Annotated in this window: 21 protein-coding genes; 10 read left to right on the top strand and 11 right to left on the bottom strand. The window is 61.6% G+C overall.

From position 1 onward, the window contains the following. Positions 1-210: 210 nt before the first annotated feature. The gene (gene lon / locus JFN91_RS15755) at positions 211-2,610 is read right to left on the bottom strand and encodes an endopeptidase La (RefSeq protein WP_199390140.1); all 2,400 of its coding nucleotides are present in this window, start codon (positions 2,608-2,610) and stop codon (positions 211-213) included. Between the two features lie 216 nt (positions 2,611-2,826). Between lon and JFN91_RS15750 the strand changes: the two genes are divergently transcribed. Beyond that, the gene (locus JFN91_RS15750; RefSeq protein WP_199390139.1) at positions 2,827-3,510 is read left to right on the top strand and encodes a type 1 glutamine amidotransferase domain-containing protein; all 684 of its coding nucleotides are present in this window, start codon (positions 2,827-2,829) and stop codon (positions 3,508-3,510) included. Between the two features lie 52 nt (positions 3,511-3,562). Then, a complete protein-coding gene (locus tag JFN91_RS15745) occupies positions 3,563-4,462 on the top strand; it encodes a pirin family protein (RefSeq protein ID WP_199390138.1) in 900 nt (299 codons plus the stop codon). A 79-nt stretch (positions 4,463-4,541) separates the two neighbouring features. Here the strand turns inward: JFN91_RS15745 and JFN91_RS15740 are convergent, their stop codons facing one another. Both JFN91_RS15740 and JFN91_RS15735 read right to left on the bottom strand, forming a co-directional pair. After that, positions 4,542-5,234 carry an OmpA family protein gene (locus JFN91_RS15740; RefSeq protein ID WP_199390137.1) on the bottom strand — a complete coding sequence of 231 codons (693 nt, stop codon included), beginning with the start codon at positions 5,232-5,234 and terminating at the stop codon, positions 4,542-4,544. An 86-nt stretch (positions 5,235-5,320) separates the two neighbouring features. Next, complete coding sequence (locus JFN91_RS15735; RefSeq protein ID WP_199390136.1) at positions 5,321-6,193, bottom strand: alpha/beta fold hydrolase; 873 nt, start codon at positions 6,191-6,193, stop codon at positions 5,321-5,323. A 576-nt stretch (positions 6,194-6,769) separates the two neighbouring features. Here JFN91_RS15735 and JFN91_RS15730 point away from each other — a divergent pair. From JFN91_RS15730 to JFN91_RS15715, 4 genes are read left to right on the top strand one after another with little or no spacing between them, the layout of a single operon-like run. Continuing rightward, positions 6,770-8,194, top strand: a complete 1,425-nt coding sequence (locus JFN91_RS15730; protein ID WP_199390135.1) for a B12-binding domain-containing radical SAM protein — start codon at positions 6,770-6,772, stop codon at positions 8,192-8,194. Positions 8,195-8,217: 23 nt separating this feature from the next. Continuing rightward, positions 8,218-8,925, top strand: coding sequence for a methyltransferase domain-containing protein (locus JFN91_RS15725; RefSeq protein ID WP_199390134.1), 708 nt, complete (start codon positions 8,218-8,220; stop codon positions 8,923-8,925). Next, positions 8,922-10,157 (top strand): U32 family peptidase, encoded by a 1,236-nt coding sequence (locus tag JFN91_RS15720; RefSeq protein WP_199390133.1) that lies wholly within the window; start codon positions 8,922-8,924, stop codon positions 10,155-10,157. The genes JFN91_RS15725 and JFN91_RS15720 overlap by 4 nt, the downstream gene beginning before the upstream one ends. After that, positions 10,154-11,236, top strand: coding sequence for a type III polyketide synthase (locus JFN91_RS15715; protein WP_199390132.1), 1,083 nt, complete (start codon positions 10,154-10,156; stop codon positions 11,234-11,236). The genes JFN91_RS15720 and JFN91_RS15715 overlap by 4 nt, the downstream gene beginning before the upstream one ends. A gap of 140 nt (positions 11,237-11,376) precedes the next feature. Here the strand turns inward: JFN91_RS15715 and JFN91_RS15710 are convergent, their stop codons facing one another. Next, entirely contained in the window at positions 11,377-12,789 is a 1,413-nt protein-coding gene (locus JFN91_RS15710; RefSeq protein ID WP_199390131.1) for a B12-binding domain-containing radical SAM protein, read from the bottom strand. Positions 12,790-12,949: 160 nt separating this feature from the next. On the opposite strand from JFN91_RS15710, the gene JFN91_RS15705 reads away from it, so the two are divergent. The 3 genes from JFN91_RS15705 (at position 12,950) to JFN91_RS15695 (ending at position 16,350) form a co-directional block, all read left to right on the top strand. Further along, a complete protein-coding gene (locus JFN91_RS15705; RefSeq protein ID WP_199390130.1) occupies positions 12,950-13,102 on the top strand; it encodes a hypothetical protein in 153 nt (50 codons plus the stop codon). Positions 13,103-13,266: 164 nt separating this feature from the next. Continuing rightward, positions 13,267-15,963, top strand: a complete 2,697-nt coding sequence (gene ppk1 / locus JFN91_RS15700) for a polyphosphate kinase 1 (RefSeq protein ID WP_199390129.1) — start codon at positions 13,267-13,269, stop codon at positions 15,961-15,963. A 111-nt stretch (positions 15,964-16,074) separates the two neighbouring features. Further along, entirely contained in the window at positions 16,075-16,350 is a 276-nt protein-coding gene (locus JFN91_RS15695) for a hypothetical protein (RefSeq protein WP_199390128.1), read from the top strand. Between the two features lie 145 nt (positions 16,351-16,495). Here JFN91_RS15695 and hcp read toward each other — a convergent pair whose 3' ends face one another. The 3 genes from hcp to JFN91_RS15680 form a co-directional block, all read right to left on the bottom strand. Beyond that, positions 16,496-18,130 (bottom strand): hydroxylamine reductase, encoded by a 1,635-nt coding sequence (gene hcp, locus JFN91_RS15690; RefSeq protein WP_328747234.1) that lies wholly within the window; start codon positions 18,128-18,130, stop codon positions 16,496-16,498. Between the two features lie 386 nt (positions 18,131-18,516). After that, entirely contained in the window at positions 18,517-18,789 is a 273-nt protein-coding gene (locus tag JFN91_RS15685) for a hypothetical protein (protein WP_199390127.1), read from the bottom strand. A gap of 59 nt (positions 18,790-18,848) precedes the next feature. Next, positions 18,849-20,081, bottom strand: coding sequence for an MFS transporter (locus tag JFN91_RS15680; RefSeq protein ID WP_199390126.1), 1,233 nt, complete (start codon positions 20,079-20,081; stop codon positions 18,849-18,851). A 239-nt stretch (positions 20,082-20,320) separates the two neighbouring features. Between JFN91_RS15680 and JFN91_RS15675 the strand changes: the two genes are divergently transcribed. Further along, positions 20,321-21,226 (top strand): LysR family transcriptional regulator, encoded by a 906-nt coding sequence (locus JFN91_RS15675; protein ID WP_199390125.1) that lies wholly within the window; start codon positions 20,321-20,323, stop codon positions 21,224-21,226. Positions 21,227-21,233: 7 nt separating this feature from the next. Here the strand turns inward: JFN91_RS15675 and JFN91_RS15670 are convergent, their stop codons facing one another. Genes JFN91_RS15670 through JFN91_RS15655 form a run of 4 tightly spaced genes read right to left on the bottom strand, consistent with a single transcriptional unit; the run spans position 21,234 to position 26,011 of the window. Next, entirely contained in the window at positions 21,234-21,800 is a 567-nt protein-coding gene (locus tag JFN91_RS15670) for a CheB methylesterase domain-containing protein (RefSeq protein WP_199390124.1), read from the bottom strand. Beyond that, entirely contained in the window at positions 21,793-22,185 is a 393-nt protein-coding gene (locus tag JFN91_RS15665) for a response regulator (RefSeq protein ID WP_199390123.1), read from the bottom strand. The genes JFN91_RS15670 and JFN91_RS15665 overlap by 8 nt, the downstream gene beginning before the upstream one ends. Continuing rightward, positions 22,182-24,215 (bottom strand): hybrid sensor histidine kinase/response regulator, encoded by a 2,034-nt coding sequence (locus JFN91_RS15660; protein WP_199390122.1) that lies wholly within the window; start codon positions 24,213-24,215, stop codon positions 22,182-22,184. The genes JFN91_RS15665 and JFN91_RS15660 overlap by 4 nt, the downstream gene beginning before the upstream one ends. Then, a complete protein-coding gene (locus tag JFN91_RS15655; protein WP_328747229.1) occupies positions 24,212-26,011 on the bottom strand; it encodes a cache domain-containing protein in 1,800 nt (599 codons plus the stop codon). Before JFN91_RS15655 ends, JFN91_RS15660 begins: the two co-directional genes overlap by 4 nt. Between the last annotated feature and the right edge of the window lie 10 nt (positions 26,012-26,021).

Here is a 26,021-nt window from a genome sequence, read left to right as displayed (position 1 = left end):
GCCGATGGTACTGCATTGGAAACGATGTGGGAGAGTAGGTCGCCGCAGGGAATTTAATAGAGAAAGCCCCGTCTGATTACCGGACGGGGCTTTTTCGCGTTTGGGCTCTGGCGTCGTCGCTATCGCGGGCCCTCATCCCGCTGTGGCAGCGCCCCCACCCTGACCCTCTCCCGGGGGAGAGGGGGGATTGGGAGCCTGTGGTGTAGGGAGTTACTTGCCGAAGGCTACCTTGTAGACGTCCTTGTATTCCTTGGCGAAGTGCACTTCCAGTCCTTCCTTCAGATACTCCGGCAGTTCCTGAAAATCCTTCCGGTTCGCTTCCGGAAATACCAATGTCTTCAGGCCGGCACGCCGGGCGGCGATGGTCTTCTCTTTCACGCCACCAATCGGAAGCACCCGTCCGGTGAGTGTCAGTTCCCCGGTCATCCCCAACTTCTTCCGTACCGGTTTTCCTTGTATCATCGAGACCAATGCCGTTGCCATGGTTACCCCGGCAGAAGGGCCGTCCTTCGGGGTGGCGCCGGCCGGTACGTGCAGGTGCACGAAGTGGGTGTCGAAGTAATCCTCCGGCGCACCGTACTCCTTCAGGTGCGCCATCACGAAGGAATAGGCAATCTCGGAACTCTCGATCATCACGTTGCCCAACTGCCCAGTCTGCCGGAACCCCTTACCCTTGCTGGCCATGGCCGTTGCCTCGATGGGTAGCGTAGCGCCGCCCATGCTGGTCCACGCCAAGCCCGTCACTACGCCCGGCACTCCTTCGAATATTTCTTCTGTGGTGAACACCGGTTGACCAAGGTATTCTGCTAGATCTTTCTTCGTGATTATGATCGGCTCGGTCCTGCCGCTGGCGAACTCCTTGGCAGCTTTCCGCATCACCTTTTTGATCCTGTTCTCCAGTGTGCGTACGCCGGCTTCACGCGCCCAACCATCGATCAGTGCGGCCAGTGCATCCTTCTTGATGGTGACCAGGCCGTGCTTCAGCCCGTGGTTCTTGAGCGCCTTCGGGATCAGGTAGCGTCTGGCGATTTCCATCTTCTCTTCGAGCACGTATCCCGACAGCCGAATAAGTTCCATCCGGTCCAGCAGCGGTCCGGGGATGGTGTCCAACTGGTTCGCAGTCGCAATGAAAAGTACGTTGGAGAGATCGAAGGGGACATCGAGATAGTGATCGCGGAACGTCCCGTTCTGCTCCGGATCGAGCACCTCCAACAGGGCGGAGGCAGGATCCCCCTGGAACGACGCACCGATCTTGTCGATTTCGTCCAGCATGAGCACGGGGTTGGCGGTGCCGGCGCTCTTCATGGCCTGGACAAACTTTCCGGGCATGGCGCCGATGTAGGTGCGCCGGTGCCCCTTGATCTCGGCCTCGTCGCGCATGCCACCTAACGAGAACCGGAAGAAGGAGCGCCCCAAGGCGTCGGCGATGCTTTTGCCGATGGAGGTCTTACCGACACCCGGAGGACCGACCAGGCACAGGATGGAACCGGAGATGTCACCTTTCATCTTGCCCACGGCAACGAACTCCGTGATCCTGTCTTTGACGTCGTTCAGACCATGGTGATCCCGGTCCAGGATCTTCCGGGCCCGGTCGACGTTGAAAGAGTCCTTGCTGTACTTGCCCCAGGGGAGGATGGTGAGCCAGTCCAGGTAATTGCGGGTAACGTGGTACTCGGGGGAGGCCGGTTCCAGCAATTTGAATTTCTCCAACTCCTCGGCGACGACACGCTGTGCCTCGTCGTTCAGTTTGAGATGCTTCAGGCGCTCTTCGAACTTCTCTGCCTCGGCTGCTTTTCCTTCCTTTTCCAGCCCCAATTCCTTCTTGATCGCCTTCAACTGCTCGCGCAGGAAGAACTCACGCTGCTGCTGGCTGATCTTCTCCTCAATCTGCTTGGTGATCTTGGTCTGCAACCGGGATACTTCCAGCTCCTTCTTGAGCAGGGTGAGCACGAGATCGATCCTCTTGCGCACGTCGAAGAGTTCCAGCACCCGCTGCAGGTCCTGCCCGTCCGCGGAGGTAAGGCTGGCGGCGAAATCGGCAAGTTTGCCTGGGTCGTCGATGCTGGACCGCCCGAGGAACATCTTGATTTCCTCGGAGTACAGCGGATTGATCTGCACCAGCTCCTTCAAGGTGCTGACTACCGCCATGGAATACGCCTTTAGTTCCGGATTGACGGAAAGCTCGGTGCCGAACTGATAGTTCACGCCGGCGAAGAGGGCGCCATCGTGGTCGTGCAGTTCTACCATGGTGAAGCGCTCCAGCGTGTTGAGCAGGAACTGGGCGCTTTGGTCGTCGAGGTGCATCATCTTGACGATCTTGCCGGCGACACCGACCTTGTGCAGGTTGTCGGCGCCGTCGGGCTTGTCCGGATCCTTCACCAGCACAAGGCCGATCGCCTGCCCCGGTGTTTCCATGGCTCGCTTGATCGCCTGTACCTGGTTCGGGTCGTTCAGTACCATCGGTACCAGCATGTTGGGGAACGCGGGACGCGGCCGCAGCGGGATGATGGGAAGTCCAAGTGGCAGGACCTCCGAAGCAAGCACCAGACCGCCCCCGTGCTCTTTGCCGTTCACTTCTGCTTCGACTATTTCAACATCCTGTTCGCTCATGATGAGACTCCTGGTGTGGTTTTAATAAAACGTAAGCACGGATATCCGCACTGTCAACCTCCCCGGGGCTACTCACTTCTCTCACCTGGCCGAGGAGGATTCGGGTCGCCGTCCTCATGGCCCGGTTGATAATCCTGGTGAATGTTGTACACACATACAGGTGCGAATGAGAGCTTCGCATCAACTGCTGTTGCCTTAGAGGCAAAGGAGTCAGTCATGAAAATACTGATGGTGGTAACCTCCCATGACAAATTAGGGGATACCGGAGAGAAGACTGGTTTCTGGCTGGAAGAACTGGCTGCCCCTTATTATGTGTTTCGGGACGCCGGGGCCAAAGTCACCATAGCATCGCCCAAAGGGGGGATGCCGCCGGTCGATCCCAAGAGCAACCTGCCGGATAACGAAACCGAAGCCACGCGACGCTTCAAATCGGACCAGGCGGCGCAGGATGACTTGGCTCACTCGCTGCGGTTGCACGAGGTGTCGGTCAATGACTACGACGCCGTCTTCTTCCCGGGCGGCCATGGCCCCCTCTGGGACCTGGCTGTCGATCCTGATGCCATAGCGCTCATCGAGGCGTTTACCAGGGCGGACAAGCCCATTGGTGCGGTTTGCCATGCGCCTGCGGTGCTGGGAGACGTGACGGGGGCCGATGGTGACTTCCTGGTTAGGGGCAAGCGGGTCACCGGGTTCACCAACGCCGAGGAGGAAGCGGTGGGGCTGACCGACGTGGTCCCGTTCCTGCTCGAGGACCGGTTGAAGGAGCGCGGGGCGCAGTTTCGGCATGGAGAGATGTGGGGCCCGTACACCGAGGTGGATGGGCGGCTGGTAACGGGGCAGAACCCGGCATCCTCGGCACCAGCGGCCGAGGCTCTTTTAAAAGTGCTCACTGCACGATAAGAGTTGGCTCCGGTGGGCGATCCCGCTACACGGGAAGACAAAAGGAGACGTTATGGACGCTCTGCGCAAGATCAAGAAGGTCTGGAAAAGCAAGCCCACCATCGAAGGGGCCGGCGTGCACCTGAAGCGGGCCTTCGGTAACGATGAAGTGCCCCTGTTCGACCCGTTCCTGCTCATGGACGACTTTCATTCCAACTACCCGCCCCACTACCTGAAGGGATTCCCCTGGCACCCGCATCGGGGCATAGAGACCATCACCTACGTGCTGCACGGCAGGGTAGAGCACGGCGACAGCATGGGCAACAAGGGCGTCATCGGCCCGGGCGACCTGCAGTGGATGACCGCCGGCAGCGGCATCATCCACCAGGAGATGCCCCTGGGGGACGACGAGGGGCTAATGTGGGGCTTCCAGCTCTGGGCGAACCTCCCCGCGTCCCACAAGATGATGCCGCCCCGCTACCGGGGCATCGTCGCCGACGAAATCCCGGAAGTGACCATGAACGGGATCAAGGTCAAGGTAATCGCCGGCACGGCTGGCGGAGTCCAGGGGCCGGTGCGGGACGTGGTGGCCGACCCGGAGTATCTCGACATCACCATGCCGGAAGGGGCCACCTTCACCCACGCCATCAAGAGGGGCTACACCGTGCTCGCCTATGTCATAGACGGCGAGGGGTACTTCGACCATGAGCGCAATGCCTACGAGCACGAGGTGGTGGGGACCAACTACTTCGACCTTGAGCGCCGCTGTGAGTGCGGAGCCGAAAACCTGATCCTGTTCGAGGACGGCGACGTGGTCTCGGTGACCACCCAGGGGAAACCGGTGCGTTTCCTGCTCATTTCCGGGAAGCCGATCGGCGAGCCGGTGGCGTGGTATGGGCCCATCGTCATGAATACCCAGGAGGAACTGCAGGTGGCGTTCGAGGAGTACCAGAAGGGGACGTTCGTGAAGTAAGGGGAAAAGAAGAGTGGAGCGGAAATGAAAGCGGGGCGCCTGTGCAGGCGCCCCGCTTTTGCGTGCTATCTCTTGTAAATCAGTTGTTGCCGCTGCTGCCTTCCTGTGCTTTGAGCTTCTCGTTCGGGGAGAGCTCGATCTGCACGCGACGGTTGAGGGCCCGGTTAGCATCGGAGTCGTTGGGGACCGCGGGGCGGGTGGAGCCGTAGCCGACTGCCGCCATCTTGGAACCCGGAACTCCCTGCGACATCAGGAAGTCGCGCACGCGGCCGGCGCGCCGCTCGCTCAAGGGCTGGTTCACAGCGTCGGAGCCGGTGGAGTCGGTGTGCCCCTCGATGACGATGGTGGTCTGGGAATCCCTGAGAGTGGGGACTGCCTTGCCGAGAGCATCCTTCGCCTCGGGCTTCAGGGTGTCTTTCCCTACGTCGAACAGGATGCCGGAAGGAAGCGCCACGTACACCTTGTCGCCGTCACGCACCACCTCGGCCTGCGGCATCTCCTTCTTGAGCGCGGCTGCCTGGCGGTCCATGTAGTTGCCGATGCCGCCGCCTACTACGGCGCCGGTCAGGCCGCCGATGGCCGCGTTGCGCCCGCGGTGCGACTTGCCGCCGATGAGTGCGCCGGCGCCGGCACCCAGTACCGCGCCGCCCAGTGCGCCCAGGCCGGTTCTCTTGAATTCGTAGCTTCCATCAGGGTTGGTGGCGCAGCCGGTTGCTAACAGGGCAACGGCTGTCATGCCAACAATAATTCTTGCGATCAAGCGTGCTGTCATTGCTCTCTCTCCTTAATGAACGAAATAGTCACAGACCAGATAAAAGATAACACCTCACCCCCCCAAGATCAATGCTCAGTTCCATTTCAATCAGTGAGGTAAATGTTGCCCGAGATGAAACTGTGCAGGATTGCGAACGTTTCAGCAGGTTTTTCTTCCTGCGGATTGTGCCCGCACTGCTCCAGTACCTCGAGTTTCGACCCGACAATAGCATCCTGCAGCCGGTTCCCCTGTGACAGTGGCACGATCTGGTCGTGCCTACCCCACAGCAGGAGTACCGGCAGGCGCAGGTCCTGGTAGCGTGTGGCGATCTGGTCCTGGTCCAGTGGCACCAGGCTGCGGCAGGTCGCCACTAACGCCCGTTTGGCTTCCTTGTCGCGGTAACAGGGGGCGTACCTGGCGATATGTTCCCGGTCGACCAGGTTGTGGTCGTAGTAGGCCATCTTGAGCCCGGTCTTGATCCAGATGTCGGGGGCATAGAGGGCGACGAACAATGCCGCCGCCAGCCGGTTCTCGAAAATCTCGGCCATGAGCGGGAGGCGCTGGATGTACCCGGGACCGGCCATGATCACCATCGCGCTCAACAGGTCGTCTGCGTTACGGAGCATGGCCTCCACCGCGGTAAGGAGCACCACGGCTCCGCCCAGTGAATGCCCCACCAGGGTCACCTGTTTCAGTTCCAGCTGGTTGAGAAAGTCCAGCAGCCGCATGCTGTGACCGCGGATGGAATAATCGGCCGTTTCAGGCTTGGAGGAGGCGCCGGAGCCGAGCAGATCGAGGAGGTAGAGGGTGTAGCGCTCGGCAGAAAAAAGGGGAACGAGATCGCTCCAGGTCTCGGACCGGGCGGCCAGGCCGTGCACCAGGATCACCTTGGACGGTCCGCTGCCGTAACGGCGGTACGCCAGGATTTCCCGTTCAGAAAGTCGGCACTGATGCAGAGGAAGGTCAGCCAGATTCATGTCGCCTAGTTTAACAGAAAGTGGAAGGAATCGTGACAGACACCAGCGAAATTCATGGAGTCTGATAGTATTGGATTTCGTTTAAGGTAGGCGGCCGCTTCTGGACCTGGGGGACGATTGGTGCCGGGCGACAGGTTCAATGGCTGGTCCGGGACTGGCTCCGCAGGTGCCTGTCCCGGCTTAGCGACCCATAAAAAAAGCCCGATGACGTTGATCATCGAGCTTTTTCGGAAAAAATAACTGACGTTCAGTGGAACCTGCTCAGTCCGTGGGGATGGTTTTTTGTTACTGGAAGTTTTTTACCGGATTCCATCCTTATCAGGTTTTTTTATTCCATAACGGACGAGATAAAGAGCCTTCTCGGCTTGGCCTACCGGACGTCAGTTACCAACCCCGGATGTCGCTTCATGCATCTGGAGTTGACTTGATTTGGTTGTCAAGGGTTCTTGTTTGTTGCTTCCCTCCATAAGAACCATTGTACTACTGGCACTTATGGCATTCAATACCTTTTTCTGCCTGCACGGCGGGCACGGAGTACAGTCCCGGAGAATGGAGCTGGTGTCGTCACGGATCCTCATGATAAGCACGAATCGGGAGACGGCACCGCAGCCGACGGTGCCGCTTAGGGCGGCGTGGGTGGCGGAATCGCTGCGGCTGGCTGGTTTCCACGTCCAGTTCCTCGATCTCTGCTTCCAGCCGGACCCGCTTCGTGCCGTTGCCGATGCCGTGAAGAGTTTCGCACCCGACGGTATCGGCATTTCTGTTAGAAACCTCGACAACTGCAACTTGCTCGACCCGAAGTCGTACCTGCCCGAGGTGCGGGACGTGGTGCGCCTGATCAAGGCGCGTTCTGACGCCCGCATCCTGGTCGGAGGAGCCGGGGTGAGCATCCTGCCGCACCAGGTCCTGGAATACCTGGAACTTGATCATGCCGTGGTGGGGGAGGGGGAGCGGGCCGCGGTGGGGTTCTTCAGCGCACCGGATCTCGATGTCGCCGGAGAGGTGGCCGGGGTGGTCTGCAGAACGGGAGCGCAGCGGCAGGTTTGCCATCCTGCACCGATAGCCGCCGAGGGGTTCGTGACGCCGCGGCTGCACGGGTGGGTGGATGCCGGGAGGTACCTGGCCCGGGAACCGGTGCTCCCGGTACAGGGGAAGCGAGGCTGCGCCCAGCACTGCCTTTACTGTACCTACCGCATGATTGAAGGATCGTCGTGGCGGGTGCGGGAGCCGGGCGCGGTGGTGGACGAGATTGTCGAAACGATGTGTCATACCTCTGCGCGCGAATTCGAGTTCGTGGACAGCATCTTCAACGAACCGGAAGGGTACCTGGAACTGCTGCTGGAAGAGGTGCTGAGGCGCGAGGTGCAGGCCCGCTTCTGCGCCTCCTCGCTCTCCCCCAAGGGACTGACGGCGGCGCAGGTGCGGCTCATGGAGCGGGCCGGGATGACGTCGCTCGTGATCACGCCGGAAAGTGCCGCCGGAGCAACGCTGGCCGCCTTGCAGAAGGGATTCGACGAGGACGAAGTGAACCGTGCCGCGGAACTCCTGGGGCGCTCACGGCTGCGGGCGCTCTGGTGCTTCCTCGTAGGTGCGCCGCAAGAGGACGAGGAGACGCTGGGACAGACGGTGGCTTTTTTGAACCGCCATGTCGGCAGCAAAGATGCCGCCTTCATTACTACCGGGATACGGATCTATCCGGGGACGGGGCTGCACCGGCTCGCCCTGGGCGAGGGTTGTGTCCGGCCGGACGACGACCTGCTCATGCCGTCCTTCTATTTCTCGCCCAAGCTCACCCCGGAGCGGGCGCGGGGCCTTCTCGACTGCGGGGTGGTGCATGCCCGGTTGATTCACCTCACCGATACCCAGGCCCCAGTCCTCGGCACCCTGCGCCGCATCGGAACAGCCGTGGGGCTGCCGACCCCTTTCTGGCGCTACGCAAGATATGCCACAGGGGTGCTCAGGTGGCGGGGGGAGGAAAGCGCCGCGACGCGCCGGCAATAGCACGTAGAGGTTTTCAAGGTTCTATGCCATTTATCCCTCGCAAAAGAACCGCCCTGGAGTTCCTCGATCTTCCTCCGGAGGTATGTACCCAGGAGGAACTGGAGGGGAGCCTCTCCGACCTCAGGACGGTGAACCGCTACCTGGGCGACACGCGGGCGCTATTGAAGCATCTTGCCGCGAAGCTGCAGGGGCGGCGGCACTTGTCCGTGCTCGACGTCGCCACCGGTTCGGCCGACCTCCCCGTTGCCCTGGTGGAATGGGCCAGGGAAAAGGGGATCGACATCCAGGTGACGGCTGTCGACCTCAACAGCCGGATCGTCGAAATCGCGCGCGAATACGCCTCGGGCTACCCGGAGATCAAGCTGCTGGTGGCGGACGCGCTGCAACTCCCTTTCCGGGAGCACAGCTTCGACGTCGTGCTCTGCAGCAAGACCTTGCATCACATGAAGGAGCCGGAAGCGGTAAGGGCCATGAAGGAAATGCTCCGGGTGGCGCGGCGCGGCTTCATCGTGATAGACCTCCGGAGAAGTTGGGTTGCCTACGCCCTCATCTACGTGCTCACCAGGATCTTCACCAGCAACCGCATGACCCGCTACGACGGCCCTCTCTCCGTGCTCAAAGCCTTCACCGCGGGTGAACTCCGGGCATGTGCGGCCAAGGCGGGAGCCACTACCATCGACGTTCACCGCGAGCCGTTCTGGCTGCTGGTCGTTTCCGGGGAGAGCGCATGAAATTTTCCGTCGCCACCAACTTCGAGCCCGACCTCCTGCCGGCCCTGGAAGGGTACCCGGTTGCCGAGTTGTTCGGGAAGCTTCCTTCCGACAGCGTAGGGGGAGGCCGGGCCTCCTTCATGCTGGCGCCTCTGAGCAAGGCGCGGTTCCGGGCGCACGTGCAGGATGCGGCGCGCCGCGGCATCGGCTTCAACTACCTCCTGAATCCCGCCTGCATGGACAACCGCGAGTTCATCCGGAAAGGACAGGCCGATCTGGAGCGCCTGCTTGGTTTCGTGGAGGAATGCGGCGTAACGTCCGTCACTGTTTCGCTCCCCTTCCTGCTCCCTATCATCAAGCAGCGTCACCCGTGCCTCAAGGTGCGCGTCGGCGTGTACGCCCGGGTGGACTGCGTTGCCAAGGCGAAGTTCTGGGAGGACATCGGCGCCGACTGCATCACGCTGGAATCGATCGCGGTGAACCGTGATTTCGCCATGCTACGCTCGATCCGGCAGGCGGTCGGGCTGGAACTGCAACTGATCGCCAACTCCAACTGCCTCATCTTCTGTCCGCTGTCGGGGCAGCACATGGTGAACCTCTCCCACGCCTCGCAGCAGGGCCACGCCAGCCGCGGGTTCATGATCGACTACTGCGCGCTCAAGTGCTCCGCCCTCAAACTCGCCGATCCGTCACATTACCTGCGCTCTGAATTCATCAGGCCCGAGGATCTCAAGGCATACACCGACCTCGGCTTCAGTTCCTTCAAGATCCTGGAGCGGGGAGCGCCGACCGAGGTGCTGGCACGCCGGGTCCGTGCCTATGCAGAGGGGCGCTTCGACGGCAACCTGCTGGACCTGATCCAGCCCTACGGTTACAGGACCGCCTCGCCGAAGGGGGGGAGCCTGTTGGATCTGCGGAGATTCGCCAAGTTCTTCTTCAGGCCGCTGGCAGTGAGGCAGGCGGGGCTGTTCCGCCTGAAGCGGCTGGCCGAGAAGCGCGGTCTGGTGGCAGGGCTTGCCTGGGATCCCGTTCACATCGACAACCGGCGTCTGGACGGCTTCCTGGAAGGGATGAGAGAGATCGACTGCCGGAGCAGTGATTGTTCCCGGTGCGGTTACTGTGAACGCTGGACACGGGACGCAGTGCAGGTGGATGAACAGTACCGACAGGAGTTGCTGCAGCTTTACCAGGACGCTTTCAATGACATGTACTCCGGTGCACTCTGGAGTATTGCAGGGAGGAGGGGAAAATGACCGACGCAGCCGTTGCCGGGGGACCATCAAGAGGAAGAGCCTACGTCGCATCGATAGCGTCCGCCGTGCCGCGCTTCAGCGCGTGCCAGCGGTTCGCCGCCGACCTGATCCGGGGGCATTTCAAGGAAACACTCACGCCGAGAAGCATGGGGCTGATCCGGGCTACCTTCGAGCATCCGAGCATCAAGAAGCGGCACTTCGCCGTGGACGATCCCGCCCACATTTTCAACGAGACGCAAGACCAGCGGGTGGCGCGTTTTACTGAACAGTCGATCAGTCTCGCGGCCGAGGCGGTAACCAAGGCGTTGGAAAAGGCGGGAGTGACGGTTCAGCAGGTGAACGGTCTGGTGGTGAATACCTGCACCGGATACATCTGTCCCGGCATTTCGACCTACCTGGCGCAGCGTTTGGGGCTGGATCCTCGCACCCGGCTCTACGACCTGGTCGGCAGTGGATGCGGCGGTGCCATCCCTAATCTCCAGGTGGCGGAGTCGATGCTGAGGATGACGGGTGGGGTGGTGGTGAGCGTGGCGGTGGAGATCTGCAGCGCTGCCTTCCAGATGGGCAACGATCTGAGCCTGATCCTTTCCAACGCTCTCTTTGGCGACGGGGCCGCGGCAGCGGTGCTGTGTGAAAGGCCTGCCGGCTTCGAGGTGTGCGCTTCTGCGGGGCGCTACGTGCCCGAACAGCGGGAGGCAATACGGTTCGTGCACAAGGGGGGGCAGTTACACAACCAGTTGTCGACCGACCTGCCCAAGCTGGTGGGCAAGGCAGCGGCGGAGGTGGTGGACGATCTGCTCGCAATGTCGGCCGTTGATAAGAGCGATATCGGAGGGTGGGCGCTGCACACCGGCGGCGAGAAGGTTATCAACGCGGTGCGGGACCAGGTGGGGATCCCGGAAGAGCGGCTCCGGGCGACACGGAAGGTGCTGTCGCAGTACGGCAACATGTCGTCGCCGACGGTGTGGTTTGTGCTGGAAGAGATGCTGCAGCAGGGGGTGGACGCCGGGCAGTGGTGCGTACTGCTCGCCTACGGTGCCGGGCTGTCGGCGCATGCTTGTCTGCTGAGGAAGGTGTAGGGCAGGCTTAGGACTGCAATGGGGAAGTCTGGGGATAATGGGAATAATGGGAGTGATGGGAGTGATGGGAGTGATGGGAGTGATGGGAGTGATGGGAGTAGCCAGCAGCCTAACATTGAACGTTGAACGTTGAACGGTCGTTAAAACCTGTGCCTAGACCGGAATTGGTCGCCGGTGAAAAAGCCGCGGACCAGGTCCAGGTTGTTCAACAACACCTTCAAACCGCCTTTCTCGCGCTTCCTGACGAAATAGTTGCCGATGAACATGGAGGGGCTGAAGAAGGCCTTCAGATTCTCCCAGTTCATGATCCGGTTCAACTGCCCCACACTGAGCCGCTTCGTCCTCACATTGCACATGAACCCGGTGTACCTGCTCAGCCGGTCGGGATTGGTCACCAGGCCCGCCGCCAAAAGCTCTTCCCTGATCCTGGTGCCGGGGTACGGCGTCACGCATTGCACGTAGGGCAGGTCGATGCCCAACCGGCGCGAGGCGCGAAATACCTCCCGGATCTCCTCCCGCCCGTCATCCGGATTGCCGATGATGAATCCCCCCATCACGCCGATGCGGTGCTGCCGCAGCAGGCGCACCGCCCGCTCCGTTTTCTCCCGGATGTCCCCCTTCTGAAAGAGAGCCAGGTTCTGCGGGAGCACCGACTCGATGCCCAGAAAGACCAGGGCGAAGTTGGCCCGGGCCAGCGCCGGTATCAGCTCGGGATCTGCCACGATGCCGGCCACGGAGGCCTGCACCAGGTACTCCATGCTGTTCAACCCATGCTCCACGATGGCCTGGGCAAGGCTGGTAAAGCGACGGCTGTCCAGGGTGATGTTGTCGTCCACCAGCAGCACGGTGCGGGTTCCCCTCTTTTGCAACACTTTCAGATCCTCGATGACCCGGCCAACCTGGTGACAGCGGAAGCTGGTGCCGTACATCCCGGTGATGGAGCAGAAGGTGCAGGTCATGGTGCAGCCGCGCGAGGTCTCGACGCAGTCGAGTTTGCGGTCGAAATAGGTGAAGTCGTCGAGGACGCGGGCAGCGCGGGCGGGCAGCGGGAGTTGGGCCAGGTCCAGCAACCCGGCGGTGGGATTGTGGATGAAGGTGCCATGACGGGGCCAGGACAAACCGGGGACATCGAAGAAGGAGCGTTGCCCATCCAGCGCCTCCAGCAGCGCCGGGAAGGCATGTTCCCCCTCGCCGCGTACCAGGAAGTCAAACGGGGGCGCCTGTTCGGTCAGTTCGCGGTAGGCGAGGGTGGCGTGGTAGCCACCCAGCACCAGTTTGGCCTGGGGCACGCAGGTCCGGCAGATCGACATCACCTTGAGGGCGCTCTCGTACTGGAAGCTCATGCTGCTGATGCCGACTACATCCGGGCGGAACTCACGCAGGAAGCGCTGCAGCCAGGCCTTGATGTCGCGGTGCACCAGCACCAGGTCCACTACCTTAACCTCGTGCAGCTTGAGTTGGGCCGCGATGGAGCACAGCCCCAGGTTGGGGACCTTGATGATGCGATGGAAGTTGTTGGCGGCGTCCGGCATCGCCAGAAGGAGTATCTTCATCGGTTACCTTGGGGCTGCGTGGATTGGACCTATGGATTATAGAGGGGAGAATGGGATAAGCAAATTGGCGCCAGGGGTGGCAACGGGGGGCAATGAAGATAAAATGTTTGCCATTAACCGGATGCTGCAGCGCGGATGCCGCCGCAGCTGGAGGTGGACCATGGGCGAGCAGGAAGGCAAGCAGGAAGAGGCACCCGTTGTGGTCATCATGGAGCGGCGCAAACAGAGGGAGAGAGAGCTGAGTTCGGCTGAGGTTATGAGGATATTGAGAAAGAGGGCAGCCCGGGCGCGAAAGATCCCGCCTGTGGAATAAAGAAGCAGCATCGGCAACAGGGAAAGGCCTCCGCATCGGTGACAGACAATAGCACCGGCGGGGGCCTTTCTCTGTCGGCGGCAGGCAAAACAGGGGCAGCCGGTTGCCTAAGTCAGATAATAATGAAATAATATTACTACCCTACAGTCCCGGAGAGTAAGGTCATGGAGACCAAGCCTGTTGTACCTCTAAAAACTGAGCAAGAAGAGGATGCCTTTAACCTGTTGCATGAGCAAGAGCCCCCCGTTCAAAGCGTGCTGGAGATCCCGCAAATCCATGGAGTGCGGGATCTTGAGTCACCGGATCATCCTGCTGAGAACAATCCCCATTTCATTGACGGCAATGTGAAGGTGGTTGCGGCCCCGGGCGGCGCGGGTGGTGATCCGCAGTTGACCGATGTGGTGCCGCGGCAGGCGTTGAAGCCGGAAAAGGGAGGCAAGACCGGTAAAGCCAAGGGGGGCAAAGCGTCCAAGGCAGGTAAGGCTCCCAAGCTGGCCGACAAGGCAGGCCGAGACGCGAAGGGGACCAAAACCGCCAAAGCGACCAAATCTGCCAAGGCTGCCGAGCCGAAGGCTGCCAAATCTAAGACTGCCAAATCTAAGACTGCCAACCCCAAGGCCGCTAAACCTAAGGCTGCCAATGCGAAGGGCGCCAAGCCGAAGGCGGCCAACAAGGCTACTAAACCTAAGGCTGCCAAGGCGGTAAAGCCGGGCGCGAAGCAGCCGCCCAAGCCGAAAGGTGCTGCCGGTATCGAGCAGCCCGAGTTCGACCTGGGCGAGAGCCGCTGGTACTTGAACCGTGAGCTCACCTGGCTCGAGTTCAACCGCCGGGTGCTGCACGAGGCGATGGATGAGCGTACGCCATTGCTGGAGCGGCTCAAGTTCATCGCCATTGTCAGTTCCAATCTCGATGAATTTGCCATGAAGAGGATTGGCGGTCTGAAGCAGCAGATCGGCGCCGGCCTGCACGAACTGACCCTGGACGGCCGGACGCCGCGCCAGCAGGTCGTCGAGTGTAACGCGTCGGTCCGGGAGATCGAGGCGACCAAAAGGGAAGCCTTCCGCCAAGTGCGGGAACTGCTGGAGGGGAAGGGCATCGTCATCGAGAGCTATGACACCCTGTCGCCCAAAGAGAAGAAGCTGTTGCGGGAGCACTACTACAACAACATCTACCCGTTGCTGACGCCGCAATCGATTGACCCCGCCCATCCTTTCCCGTTCATCTCCAACCTCTCGCTCAACCTCCTGGTGACGCTGCGTTACCCGAAATCGCGCGAACACACCCTGGCGCGGGTCAAGGTGCCGATAGGCCTGGGAACGCCGCGCTTCATCCGGGTCGGCAAGGGGGACCACTTCATTCCCATCGAGCAGGTCATGATGAACAACCTGGACATGCTGTTCCCGGGCATGCTGATCGTTTCCTGCGAGATCTTCCGGGTCACCAGGAACGCCAACACCGAGAAGGACGAGGAAGAGGCGGACGACCTGATGTCCATGATCGAGTCGGAGCTGAAGGAGCGCAAGTTCGCCCCCATCGTGCGGCTCGAGGTGGGAGCGGGGATGGAGCCGCTGCATCGCGGGCGCCTGGCGGCCGAACTGGAACTGGACGAGGAAAACGACGTCCTGGAGGTTTCCGGGATGCTGGCGTTACGCGACCTCTTCGAGATCTCGAAGCTTGATTACCCGCGTCTGCACGACCCGCCGCACCACCCGATCGACCACCCGCAGCTTACCGCCGAGCGGAACATCTTCCACACCATCCGCGACCTCGGCTCCGTGCTGTTGCAGCACCCCTACGTCTCCTTCTCGACGTCGGTGGAGCGCTTCCTGCGCGAGGCGGCCAACGATCCCAAGGTGCGCGCCATCAAGATGACCCTGTATCGCACCTCCATCCAGGGGCGCATCATCGACGCACTGGTGCAGGCGGCGCAAAACGGCAAGCAGGTGGCGGTGGTCGTGGAACTGAAGGCGCGCTTCGACGAGGCGACCAACATCCACCTGGCCGAGGTGATGGAAGAGGCGGGGATTCATGTCACCTACGGGGTGGTGGGCTTGAAAACCCACTGCAAGGTAATCCTGGTGGTGCGCCAGGACTTCCAGGGCCTCAGGCGCTACGTCCACATCGGCACGGGCAACTACCACACCGAGACCGCCCGCATCTACAGCGACATCGGCATCATCACCTGCGACGACACCATCGCCCAGGACGTCACCGAACTCTTCAATTACCTGACCACCGGCTTCACGGCGAAGCGCAACTACCGTGCGGTGATGCCGGCGCCCAAGCTGCTGAAGAAGGCACTGCTGACGCGCATTGAACGCGAGGTCGAGCTGCACCAGCAAAACGGGGGCGGGTTGATCAGGTTCAAAATGAACGCGCTGGAGGACGGCGACATCGTCAAGGCGCTGTACCGTGCCTCGATGGCGGGGGTGAAGATCGACCTGTACGTGCGCGACACCTGCCGGCTGCGCCCCGGCGTACCGGGGCTGTCGGACAACATCCGAGTCGTCAGCATCGTCGGGCGTTTCCTGGAACATGCCCGGATCTACTACTTCAGAAACGGCGGCGCCGAGGAGTATTTCATCGCATCCGCCGATGCCATGAAGCGTAACCTGGAGGCCCGCGTAGAAATCCTTTGCCCGGTCACCGCGCCCGAACTGACCACCGAGTTAAGAACCGTGCTCGATTGCCATGATGCGGACCGCCGTTCCGCCTGGGATATGCAGCCCGACGGCAGTTACGTCCAGCGCTTGCCGGTGGAAGGTGAGAGCGGTGAAGGAACGCAGCAGATGTTGATCACGCAGGCACAGCAGCGGCTGAAGGAAGCGCTCAAGCAGAAGAAAAAGCCGATGCAGAAATAGCTGGAGCTGGACAAGTTGTCAGATGACACAGGAAAGCAAAAGGGATAGCATATTCGATGTGCCGTCTTTCAGAGACGGCACGCTCAAGACAAAAACGACAGGGGGAACCTGATGGAATCCGATCATAAATGCATTTGTGCAGGGGACCACGAACATCACATCTGCTTTCTGCATAGTAAAGGTCTGGTCAATGAAGTGGAAAAACTCACTGACAATCCCACGGTGACCTGCGCAATCTGCCTGGTCAATGCCAATTCACCCGACAATGTCTGCTCGCCGACCACGCTGGGAGGCGGTTTCAGATATTCAGACATGCAGGACAGCAAGAAGATCATTTGCGAGAGCGTGACGGAGGCTATTCCGGGTCAGGATAACGAGAGCAAGTAGTGGAGTCCCCTCCCCCGGAGGGGGAGGAGCTTCGTCGAGCGAAGAGAAGAGAAAAGGCGGCCCCGGTACTGTACCGGGGCCGCCTTTTCTGTCGCGACTTTGCTTTCGCTCTGTGGCCTCTGTGTCCTCTGGAGAGCCTTTGCTATTAGCCGAGGATCTGCTTCAGGTCGCCTTCGGCGGTGCCGATGGGGCCGATGTTGAAGTTCTCGACCAGGAAGTTCAGCACGTTCGGGGTGATGAAGGCCGGCAGGCTCGGTCCCAGCTTGATGTTCTTCACGCCCAGGTGGAGCAGGGTCAGCAGGATCGCCACCGCCTTCTGCTCGTACCAGGAGAGGATGAAGGAGAGCGGCAGATCGTTGACGCCGCAGTTGAAGGCGCCGGCGAGGGCCACGGCGATCTGGATCGCGGAGTAGGCGTCGTTGCACTGGCCGATGTCGAGCAGGCGCGGGATGCCGCCGATGTCGCCGAAGTCAAGCTTGTTGAAGCGGTACTTGCCGCAGGCCAGGGTCAGGATGACGCAGTCGCTCGGTACGTTCTCGGCGAACTCGGTGTAGTAGTTACGACCGGTTTTGGCGCCGTCGCAGCCGCCGATCAGGAAGAAGTGACGGATCTGGCCGGCTTTGACCGCGTCGATGACCTTGTCGGCCACGCCGAGCACCGCGTTGTGCCCGAAGCCGGTGAGGATCTCTTTGCCCGGGGCCTCTTCGAAGCCGGGGAGGGAGAGCGCCTTCTCGATGACCGGGGAGAAGTCCCAGCCGTTGATGTTCTTGACGTCCGGCCACTGGACCAGGCCCCAGGTGAAGAGACGGTCTTTGTAGCTCTCGGCCGGGCGCTGGATGCAGTTGGTGTTGAAGATGATGGCGCCGGGGAAGTCGACGAATTCTTTGGCCTGGTCCTGCCATGCGCCACCGAAGTTGCCGGCGAGGTGAGCGTACTTCTTGAGGCCCGGGTAGCCGTGGGCGGGGAGCATCTCACCGTGGGTGTAGATGTTGATCCCTTTGCCTTCGGTCTGCTTCAGGAGCTCTTCGAGCATGCGCAGGTCGTGGCCGGAAACGAGGATCGCCTTGCCTGCCTTGGTGCCCAGCTGTACCGGGGTCGGTACCGGGTGGCCGAAGCTGTCGGTGTTGGCCTTGTCGAGGAGTTCCATGGTGACCAGGTTGATCCTGCCGCACTCCATGGCGAGGCCGACGTAGTCCATGAGGCCGAGTTTCAGGTCCAGGGTGGCTGCCAGCGCCTTGTGGGTGAAGGCGTAGATCTCGTCGTTCTCGAGGCCGATCACCAGGGCGTGGTGGGCGTAGGCTGCGTACCCTTTCATGCCGTAGATGAGGATTTCCTTGACGGAGTGGACGTCGGCGTCGATCTCTTCGCTCTTGACGCCGTGCTTGGCGCCCAAGGCAACCAGTTCGGAGGTGGTGCCGGCGTGGAACGCCTGCGCTGCCTCGGGTACGGTACCGGTGTAGGCGCCGCCGTTGGCCTTCTCGTAGAGAGCCTGTGCCTGGTTGCGCAGGGTGGCTGCTTCACGTACCAGCTTGGCGATTTCTTCGGCGTCGAAGTCGACGTTGGTCACGGTGGTGAAGAGGCCGTCCAGCATGAAGCGGTCGATGGCTGCATCCTTGGCGCCTTTCTCGCGGGCGAGGTTGGCCCAGAAGGCGATCCCTTTCAGGTTGTAGATGAGCAGGTCCTGCAGAGCCGCTACTTCCGGCTTCTTGCCGCAGACACCGACTTTGGAGCAACCGCCGTTGGCGGCTTGTTCACACTGGTAGCAAAACATGTTGTCCATCACTTCCTCCTTAGCGTTTGTTTGAGTTGAGGTTCCCATACCGAAAAGGTTCTTCAAAAAGCTCTTCATCCATTCTCCTGGTTTTGCTTGATCTGTTGAAGCGGTCCCTGTGGCAGCCGTCGGCTCCTGTGTGCCGCTTCGATGTTGTGACTTTAACGGCTAATGTCGACTGCGACCTTGACCTAAGTCATAAAAACGGGGTTTGTGGGTTTGGGGATCTTTTTTGTCGGAAAGGCTTGCGAGGATGGGAGTTACGGGAGTGCTGGGAACTATGGGAATGATGGGAAAGCCTGAATTGGCAGCTGGGCGAGGCAGTGTTGTTGGTGAGGCAGTGGACAGGCGGGGACGGGCAGGCGGGGGCAACAGGCCGCCCCGCTGGCCGGGGGTCAGTGGACTATGCTGCCTACCATGGCTTTGTAAATGTCGGGGCGCAGCACGAACTGCAACCTCGATGAGGTGGCTGTGCCGAAGGCTATCGCCTGCTCGCCGCCGATGTAGTTGTTGAGATGGTAAATGGGACGCAAATTGAACCCGAGCCGCCCCAGATCGGCCTCGAAGACACGACCGTACTTGGAGGCCAACTCCGAGACCTTGTCCCAGGTCCCTAACATTTCCAGAGGGATGGCTACCCCGTCCGCTACTCGTATAAGTTCCTGCATGCTGTTTTCCTCCTGACTACTGAGGCTTTTATCGGCAGGCACGACCGGAACTTGAGTACTTAGCTGCGCATAACGTCGAGGGTGGCAACGGCGCTTCGGGCAGGGCAGTCGCCTTCGGAACAACTGGTGAGGAACTTCAACAGCACCAGCCCGGCTCCCAGGAGCCCCAGTATCAGGAGCACCACGCCCTGCCAGCCGAAGGAGGTCCAGAAGACACCGCCGACGGTGCCGGAAACGCTGGAACCGAGATAGTAGAAGAAGAGATAGAGGGAGGCGGCCTGCGCGCGGGCAGTCTTGGCGCGGCTCCCCACCCAGCTGGAGGCGATGGTGTGGGCGCCGAAGAAGCCGCAGGTGAAAATGGCGATCCCGGTGACGATGGTGCCCAGGTCACGGCTCACGGTGAAGAGCGCCCCGACGACCATGGTGGCTATGGTGAGAAAGAGCATCCGGCCGCGCCCGAAGCGCTCTACCTGCACCCCGATCATGGAAGAACTGAAGGATCCCAGCATGTAGACCAGGAAGATCAGGCTCACCAGCGAGGCGGGGAGATGGTATGGCGCTCCCAAAAGCCGGAAGGTGATGTAGTTGTACAGGGTCACGAAGCTCCCCATGATCAGGAAGGAGATTCCGTACAGACTGAGCAGCCCCGGGTCCTGCAACTGCCGGTACAGTGAGCTGAACAGGTAGCGCGCCGCGAATGAGCGCTTCTTGAAGTTCTCAGAGGGGGGGAGGCTCTTGGCGAAGTAGAGGCTCAGCACGAAGCAGACCACGCCGATGATGGCCAGGGCCGTGCGCCAGGAGGTGGCATCGGCCATGGTGGCGGTGAAGATCCTGCCGGTCATGCCGCCGATGGCGTTACCGCTGATGTAGAGGCCGATGGCTGAGGTGAGTGAAGCCGGGGCGATTTCCTCGCTGAGATAGGCGAGGGCGACGGCAGGAAGGCCGGCCAGCGCGATGCCCTGGAGGAACCTGACTACGACCAGTTGTTCCAGGCTCTGGGTGTGGGAGGTCAGATAGGCCAGGATGGAGGTGGTCACCAGCGAAGCGACCATGACGGTTTTTCTTCCCAGCGTCTCGGAGATGGTGCCGGCGAAAAGCATGGAGATGGCGAGGGCGCAGGAGGTGACCGAAAGGGGCAGGCTGGCAAACATGGCGCTGACGCCGAATTCTCGGGTGAAGACCGGCAACAGCGGCTGCACGTCGTAGAGCGTGATAAAGGTGACGAAGCCCGCGAAGAAAAATGCCCAGTTGATCTGCCGGTATCTTTTGGTGCCGCTCTTGATGGATCCCATGATTCTCCCCTGCTGTTGACCGCCGTTTTGAAGCAAATCCCCCCTGTCCCCCCGTCGCAAAGCGGGGAACGTGATGCCCTTGTCTCGTTATTTAATGGAGGACAAGATGGCTCCCCGGAATTCTCGGAAGAACCTCGCAAAGGGGGGGACGTGGGTTGAACTATAACCGTTGCAGGATCATAAGAAAAATATATAATGTTTATCGCTTTGATAACTATTGCTTATCAATGGGGGGCGGCATGGACATCAGGCAGTTGCGGTACTTCCTCGAGGTGGCGCGGCTCAGCAACTTCACCAAGGCGGCGGAGTCGCTGCGCATCGCGCAGCCTGCGGTCAGCATGGCGGTGAAGAAACTGGAGGAGGAACTGGACCTGGTCCTTTTCAACCGCCAGGACAAGAAGGTCTCGCTCACCGCGGAGGGGGAGATCTTCCAGGGGCACGCCCGGCGCATTCTGGACGATTTGCGCGGCGCCGAGTTGGAGATGGCCGAGCTCAAGGGGCTGACCCGGGGCGAAGTGAGGATCGGCATCACCCCGATGATCAGCGCCTACTTTTTTCCCGACATCTTCCGCGATTTCAAGCGGAGCTACCCGCAGTTGAGCATCTCCGTGCTCGGGGAGGGCTCGGGGCGGATCCAGAAGATGATAGGGGAGGGTGAGCTGGACATGGGGGTAGTGGCGGGGGGCGGGAGCGCCGCTTTTCCCCCGACCCTGGAGGTGCGGCGTTTCCTGCGCGAGGAGATCGTGGTCTGCGTGCCGCCGGACCACCCCTTTGCCGGGCGCCAGGCGGTGACGCTGACGGAGTTCATCGGGGAGCCGCTGGTGTTCTACAAGGAGGGGTATTACATCAGGGAGTTTTTCCTGGAGGCGCTCAAGGGGACCGGCAGCGCGCCGAGGATCATCTTCGAGACCAACCTCTTCTCCCTGGTCAAGTCGCTGGTGCGCAACGGCACCGGCATTTCTATCTTCCTGAAGATGGTGGTGGCGGAGGACACCGATCTGGCCGCCGTCTCCTTCGATCCCCCGCTGCACCTCGACCTGCTCATCGCCTGGAAGAAGGACACCTACCTGTCCCTGGCCAACCGCGCCTTCGTCGACTTCCTGTTGGAGCATGCACCGGGCGAGCGGGATGGGGACCCGGGCTAGCCGATGGTCACAGCGGGGCCAGCAGTTCCATCAGCTTGCCGGCGATCTTCTGGGGGGGGAGGACGTAATCGATGGCACCGGTCTGGGCGGCGGCCTTGGGCATGCCATAGATGGTGGAGGACTGCTGGTCCTGGGCGATGGTGATGCCGCCGATGTCGTGGATGTGCTTGATCCCGTCGGCGCCGTCGCGTCCCATGCCGGTGAGCACGATGCCGATCAGCTTCCCTTTGAGCGGCTTGCTCAGCGAGAGCATGGTGACGTCCGCGGCCGGCTGTACGTAGTTGACCCGGGGGCCCTCGCACAGCACCACCCGGTTGTTGCCGGTCAGCTGGAGGTGGAGCCCCCCCGGCGCCATGTAGACGCGGCCGCTCTTCAGGTACTCGCCGTCCTCGGCCAGTTTGACCGGCATCGAGGCGGCCGCGTCCAGTCCCTGGGCGATGCGGTAGTCCATCTCGGGCGTGATGTGCAGCACGATGAGGAATGCGGCATCCAGCGGCGGGAGCTCCCGGAACAATGCCTTCAACGTCAGCGGCCCACCCGTGGAAACGCCTATGACCACCAGGTTCCTAGTCATGGTCCGTCGGCGCGTTGAGCAGGGTGAGGTAGTACTCGATGGAATCCAGCAGCTCTTCCGGGCTGAAGGGCTTGGTCATATAGTCGGACACGTACTCCTGGAGCCCGTCCATCTTGGCATCCGGCTCACCCATGCCGGTCAGCATGACGATGACGTTCCCCGGGTAGAGCCCCCGGTCCACCATCTCCCTGATGGTGTCCCAGCCGTCCATCTCAGGCATCATGATGTCCATCAGGATGACCCCGCGGAATCCCCCCTCCAGTTGCTCGATGCATTCGGGGCCGCTGGCCGCACTGGCCAGTTCCAGTTGGGCCGATTCGCAGATGATGTCCACCGATGCCCTGACGTACTCGTTGTCGTCTACGATCATTACCCGTCTGTTCATGGCTGTGGTTCCTTATGTTCCGGCGCGGGCGCGCCTTGTTGTGTTTCGAGCAGCCGGGCCATGGTGCGGTGGTCCAGCGGCGGGGGCTCCCCCTGGGGCGGCTTCACATGGTACAGCATCTCGTTGATCCTGGCCATGAATTGCTCCAGGGTGAAGGGCTTGGCCAGGAAGATCGCCTCCTGGCGCAGGTCGGCATCGTGCGGGATCACAGCGTTGCTGTATCCGGAGATGTAGAGGACCGGCAGCGCGGGGTGGCTTTCCTGCAACTTTTCGTACAGTTCCGGACCGGTCATTTCCGGCATGACCACGTCGGTGGCTAGCAGGTCGATGACCTGCTGCTCCGCGTGCACCAGTTCCAGCGCCCGGGACGGGGTCTCCGCAACCAGGACGCGGTATCCGAAGGAGGTGAGCAGGTCGGCGGCAACCTCCCTGATCATCTGGTTGTCCTCCACCAGCAGGATGGTCCGCTCCGTGCTGTCCTGCTCCGGTGGCGCGGCATCGGCGGAGGCACGCATGAGGGGCTCCGCGGCACTCGCGCTGGCGGGGAGATAGATGGAGAACCTGGTGCCCTGCCCGGGGCGGCTCCTGACGTCGATGCAGCCGCCGTGGTGCTTGATGACACCGTAGACGGTGGCCAGGCCGAGACCGGTGCCCCGGCCGCTCTCCTTGGTGGTGAAGAATGGCTCGTACATGTGCCTGAGCGTCTCTTCGCTCATGCCGCAGCCGTCGTCGCTGAAGGCGAGCAGGATGTAGTGGCCCGGCTTGGCAACCGGGTGCTGCCGGTGGAACTCGTCGTCCAGGATCAGGTGCCCGGTCTCGATGCAGATGGAGCCGCTCCCCTCGATGGCATCCTGGGCGTTCAACACGAGGTTCAAAAGCACCTGCTCCAACTGGCCGCGGTCCGCCTGCACCTTGGCGGCACCCGGGGAGAGCAGGAGGTCGATCTCGATGTTGTCCCTGACCGTGGCGCGCATGATCTCCTTGAAGGAGGTGATCACCTCGTTCAGGTCCAGAAGGTTCATGTGCAACACCTGCTTGCGTCCGAAGGAGAGGAGCTTCTGGGTCAGGTCGCTCGCCTTGTGCGCGGCCGAACTCATGGACTGGATCATGCGCGTCTGCGGGCTCCCCTCGGGAGAGACCCTGAGCAGCATATCGGCGTAGACGATGATCGGCGTCAGCAAGTTGTTGAAATCGTGGGCGACGCCGGCGGCCAACTGCCCCACTGCCTCGATCTTCTGGGTCTGGCGCAGCTGCTCTTCCAGGACGTGGCGCCCCTCGTCGGCACGCACCCGGCTGATGGCGATCCCCGCTAGATGGGCCGCCGACTCCAAAAGGTGGAGATCCTCGCTGCTCGGTGCCCGCGGTTCCCGGTGGTAGACGGCCAGGGTGCCCAGGAGGGTGCCGTTACTGGCGAAGACCGGTTCGGACCAGCAGGCCCTGAGGCCGGCATCGCGCGCCGGTTGAAAGTTATGCCAGTAGGGATGCGGCTCCAGGTCCTCGACCACTACCCGCTGCCGCAAAAAGGCCGCGGTGCCGCACGATCCTTTCCCCTTTCCGATCCTGATCCCGTCCACCGCCTGGTTGTACTCGGCCGGCAAGGACGGCGCACAGCCGTGGCGCAGCCTGGTGCCCGACTCGTCCACGAGCAGTATGGAGCAGAGCGATCCCGGCAGGCAATCCTCGACAAACTGCACCACGTCCTTAAGCAGTTCCTCCAGCTCCGCGTCGGTGGCGATCCGCTCCAGGGCCTTGAGCCGGCTGCGCTCCCGCTGTTCGGCAAGTGCCAGTTCCGTCTGCTGTCCTTGCACGATGCGCTGGGCTGCCTCGAGGTGGTCCAGGTGGGAGAACAGGATGCGGGTCAGGATCACGATCACCACGCAGAGCACGAGGATCAGCAGCGGTTGCTGCAACGGCTGGCCCGCCGAAGTCCCGCTTCCGCCCAGGGCGACGATGCCGATCACGGCGGCCATGGTGACGGCGATGGCGATGCCGATGCGCGTTTTCAGTTCTGTAATGGAGAAGTGCCTCATATCTGGTTGCTCTCCGGGGTGGTCTCCTGAGACACGTCGTCCTCCGCGATGGCCGGCGGCTGGTGTCCCACCTGCTTCAGGGTGAAGAACATGGTGGTGCCGCGCCCGGCCCCGGGGCTTTCCGCCCAGAGCCTCCCCTCGTGGTTGGCCACGATCCTGCGGCAGATGGCGAGGCCCAGCCCCTGCGTATTCAGGTCGTGCCGGGCAGGGTCGACCTTGTAGAACTCGTCGAAGACCCGACTCAGCTGCTCGTGGTCCAGCCCGATGCCGTCGTCCTGGACCGACACTTCGATCTCATTGCCCTTCATCTCGGCGCTGATGATCACCTTGCCGTTCTGGGCGGCGTAACGCGCCGCGTTGCTGAGCAGGTTCTTGAACAGGAGCGTGAGCTGCTCCGCCGATCCCAGTACCTGGAGGTCGGCGCGGATCGCGTTGCAGCAGATCACGCCGCGCTGCGCCAGGACCGGCGCCATCTCGTTCAGGGCGCTCTCGACCGCCGCGCACAGGCTCACCGGGATCAGGCGGGGCTGGCTCGACGAGATGCGCACCAGGTCGAACGCCTTGCCGGCCAACCCCTGGATTTGGTTTACGCACTGCTGGCAGATCTCCAACATCCTTTCCACGCCCGGTTCGCTAACTTTGGCCCGGATCATGGGGATCAGGGCAAAGAGCGGGGTAAGCGGCGTGTTCAGGTCGTGGTTCAACTGGATCATCAGGGACTCGATCATGCGCGAGTGGTGCTTCTGGGCCTCGATCCGGCGGCTCTCCTGCTCTACCGTCTTGCGCTCGGTGATGTCCAGGATGACCCCGACCAGGCCCTGGGCCACGCCCTCGTCGTCGCGGAGTGCGGCCTTGTGGAAGATCACGTCACGCAGGCTGCCGTCGGCGTAGTTCACCTGTGACTCATAGATCTGGATACCCGGTGCGTCTATGATCTCCTGGTCCATCTCGTGGTACTTCCGGGCCAGGTCCGGCTGCCACAGGTCGAACACCGAGCGCCCTATCAACTGGTCGCTGCTGAGCCCGACATAGCTTTGGAACGCCTTGTTGCACAGGTTGTAGCGTCCCTGGGCATCCTTGGAAAAGATGGGGCTCGGTATGGTGTCCATGATCTGCTGCTGGAAGTTCAACTGCCTCTTGATCTCGGCCTCGGCGCGCTTGCGGTTCAGGCCCAGGATGACGGCGCACAGTACGAATATCGCCGCCAGGACGCCGTTGATGACGCCGATCTTCACGTTGATGCGGTCGTAGCGGGCCAGGTACTCGCTCTGCTTCACCCCCACGAACAGGGCCCCGATCACCTTGCCGTTCACGTCCCGCACCGGGTCGTAGGCGGTGAAGTACGGGGCGCCCAGGATGTTCGCCTCGCCGCGGTAGCGGATCCCCTCCCGGAACACGGCGTCGTAGGCGGGGCCGGTCAGCTTGGTCCCGATGGCCCTGGTGCCGTCCTCCTTGAGCACGTTGGTGGCGACCCGGGTGTCCCCCATGAAGATGGTGGCCCTGCTTCCGGTGATGCAGAAGATCTTGTCGGGCAGTTCGTTGGCGTCGTTCAGGACGTAGTAGTCGCCCAGGATCATCCTGCCGTTGTCGATGTGGAAGTTGCGCCCGCGACGGTTCATCAGCTCCCAAAAGGCCATCATGCTGTTTTCCTGCTGCCGGTTGGCCTGGCGCACCGCCTCCTCGTGGATCTGGTCCAGCATGAGGTGGTTTCCTACCATCATCACCACTGCCACGGTGACCGCGCTGATGAGCAGGGGGATCGATATCTTGTCGCGTGCCGCATCGAGGAACTTCACGTTCTTCTCC

Source organism: Geomonas anaerohicana (assembly GCF_016458305.1).
GTDB lineage: Bacteria > Desulfobacterota > Desulfuromonadia > Geobacterales > Geobacteraceae > Geomonas > Geomonas anaerohicana.
Note: the sequence above shows the minus strand (reverse complement) of the source record. Positions and strands in the feature narration are given on the sequence as shown.

What these genes read in the sequence shown, in the direction of transcription:
- JFN91_RS15685 (WP_199390127.1), bottom strand. Translation starts at nt 18,789, where the DNA reads ATGCAGGAACTTATACGAGTAGCGGACGGGGTAGCCATCCCTCTGGAA.
- JFN91_RS15705 (WP_199390130.1), top strand. Translation starts at nt 12,950, where the DNA reads ATGGGCGAGCAGGAAGGCAAGCAGGAAGAGGCACCCGTTGTGGTCATC.
- JFN91_RS15730 (WP_199390135.1), top strand. Translation starts at nt 6,770, where the DNA reads ATGATAAGCACGAATCGGGAGACGGCACCGCAGCCGACGGTGCCGCTT.
- JFN91_RS15750 (WP_199390139.1), top strand. Translation starts at nt 2,827, where the DNA reads ATGAAAATACTGATGGTGGTAACCTCCCATGACAAATTAGGGGATACC.
- JFN91_RS15710 (WP_199390131.1), bottom strand. Translation starts at nt 12,789, where the DNA reads ATGAAGATACTCCTTCTGGCGATGCCGGACGCCGCCAACAACTTCCAT.
- JFN91_RS15715 (WP_199390132.1), top strand. Translation starts at nt 10,154, where the DNA reads ATGACCGACGCAGCCGTTGCCGGGGGACCATCAAGAGGAAGAGCCTAC.
- JFN91_RS15745 (WP_199390138.1), top strand. Translation starts at nt 3,563, where the DNA reads ATGGACGCTCTGCGCAAGATCAAGAAGGTCTGGAAAAGCAAGCCCACC.
- lon (WP_199390140.1), bottom strand. Translation starts at nt 2,610, where the DNA reads ATGAGCGAACAGGATGTTGAAATAGTCGAAGCAGAAGTGAACGGCAAA.
- JFN91_RS15675 (WP_199390125.1), top strand. Translation starts at nt 20,321, where the DNA reads ATGGACATCAGGCAGTTGCGGTACTTCCTCGAGGTGGCGCGGCTCAGC.
- JFN91_RS15740 (WP_199390137.1), bottom strand. Translation starts at nt 5,234, where the DNA reads ATGACAGCACGCTTGATCGCAAGAATTATTGTTGGCATGACAGCCGTT.
- JFN91_RS15720 (WP_199390133.1), top strand. Translation starts at nt 8,922, where the DNA reads ATGAAATTTTCCGTCGCCACCAACTTCGAGCCCGACCTCCTGCCGGCC.
- JFN91_RS15695 (WP_199390128.1), top strand. Translation starts at nt 16,075, where the DNA reads ATGGAATCCGATCATAAATGCATTTGTGCAGGGGACCACGAACATCAC.
- JFN91_RS15660 (WP_199390122.1), bottom strand. Translation starts at nt 24,215, where the DNA reads ATGAGGCACTTCTCCATTACAGAACTGAAAACGCGCATCGGCATCGCC.
- JFN91_RS15725 (WP_199390134.1), top strand. Translation starts at nt 8,218, where the DNA reads ATGCCATTTATCCCTCGCAAAAGAACCGCCCTGGAGTTCCTCGATCTT.
- JFN91_RS15680 (WP_199390126.1), bottom strand. Translation starts at nt 20,081, where the DNA reads ATGGGATCCATCAAGAGCGGCACCAAAAGATACCGGCAGATCAACTGG.
- ppk1 (WP_199390129.1), top strand. Translation starts at nt 13,267, where the DNA reads ATGGAGACCAAGCCTGTTGTACCTCTAAAAACTGAGCAAGAAGAGGAT.
- JFN91_RS15670 (WP_199390124.1), bottom strand. Translation starts at nt 21,800, where the DNA reads ATGACTAGGAACCTGGTGGTCATAGGCGTTTCCACGGGTGGGCCGCTG.
- JFN91_RS15665 (WP_199390123.1), bottom strand. Translation starts at nt 22,185, where the DNA reads ATGAACAGACGGGTAATGATCGTAGACGACAACGAGTACGTCAGGGCA.
- hcp (WP_328747234.1), bottom strand. Translation starts at nt 18,130, where the DNA reads ATGGACAACATGTTTTGCTACCAGTGTGAACAAGCCGCCAACGGCGGT.
- JFN91_RS15735 (WP_199390136.1), bottom strand. Translation starts at nt 6,193, where the DNA reads ATGAATCTGGCTGACCTTCCTCTGCATCAGTGCCGACTTTCTGAACGG.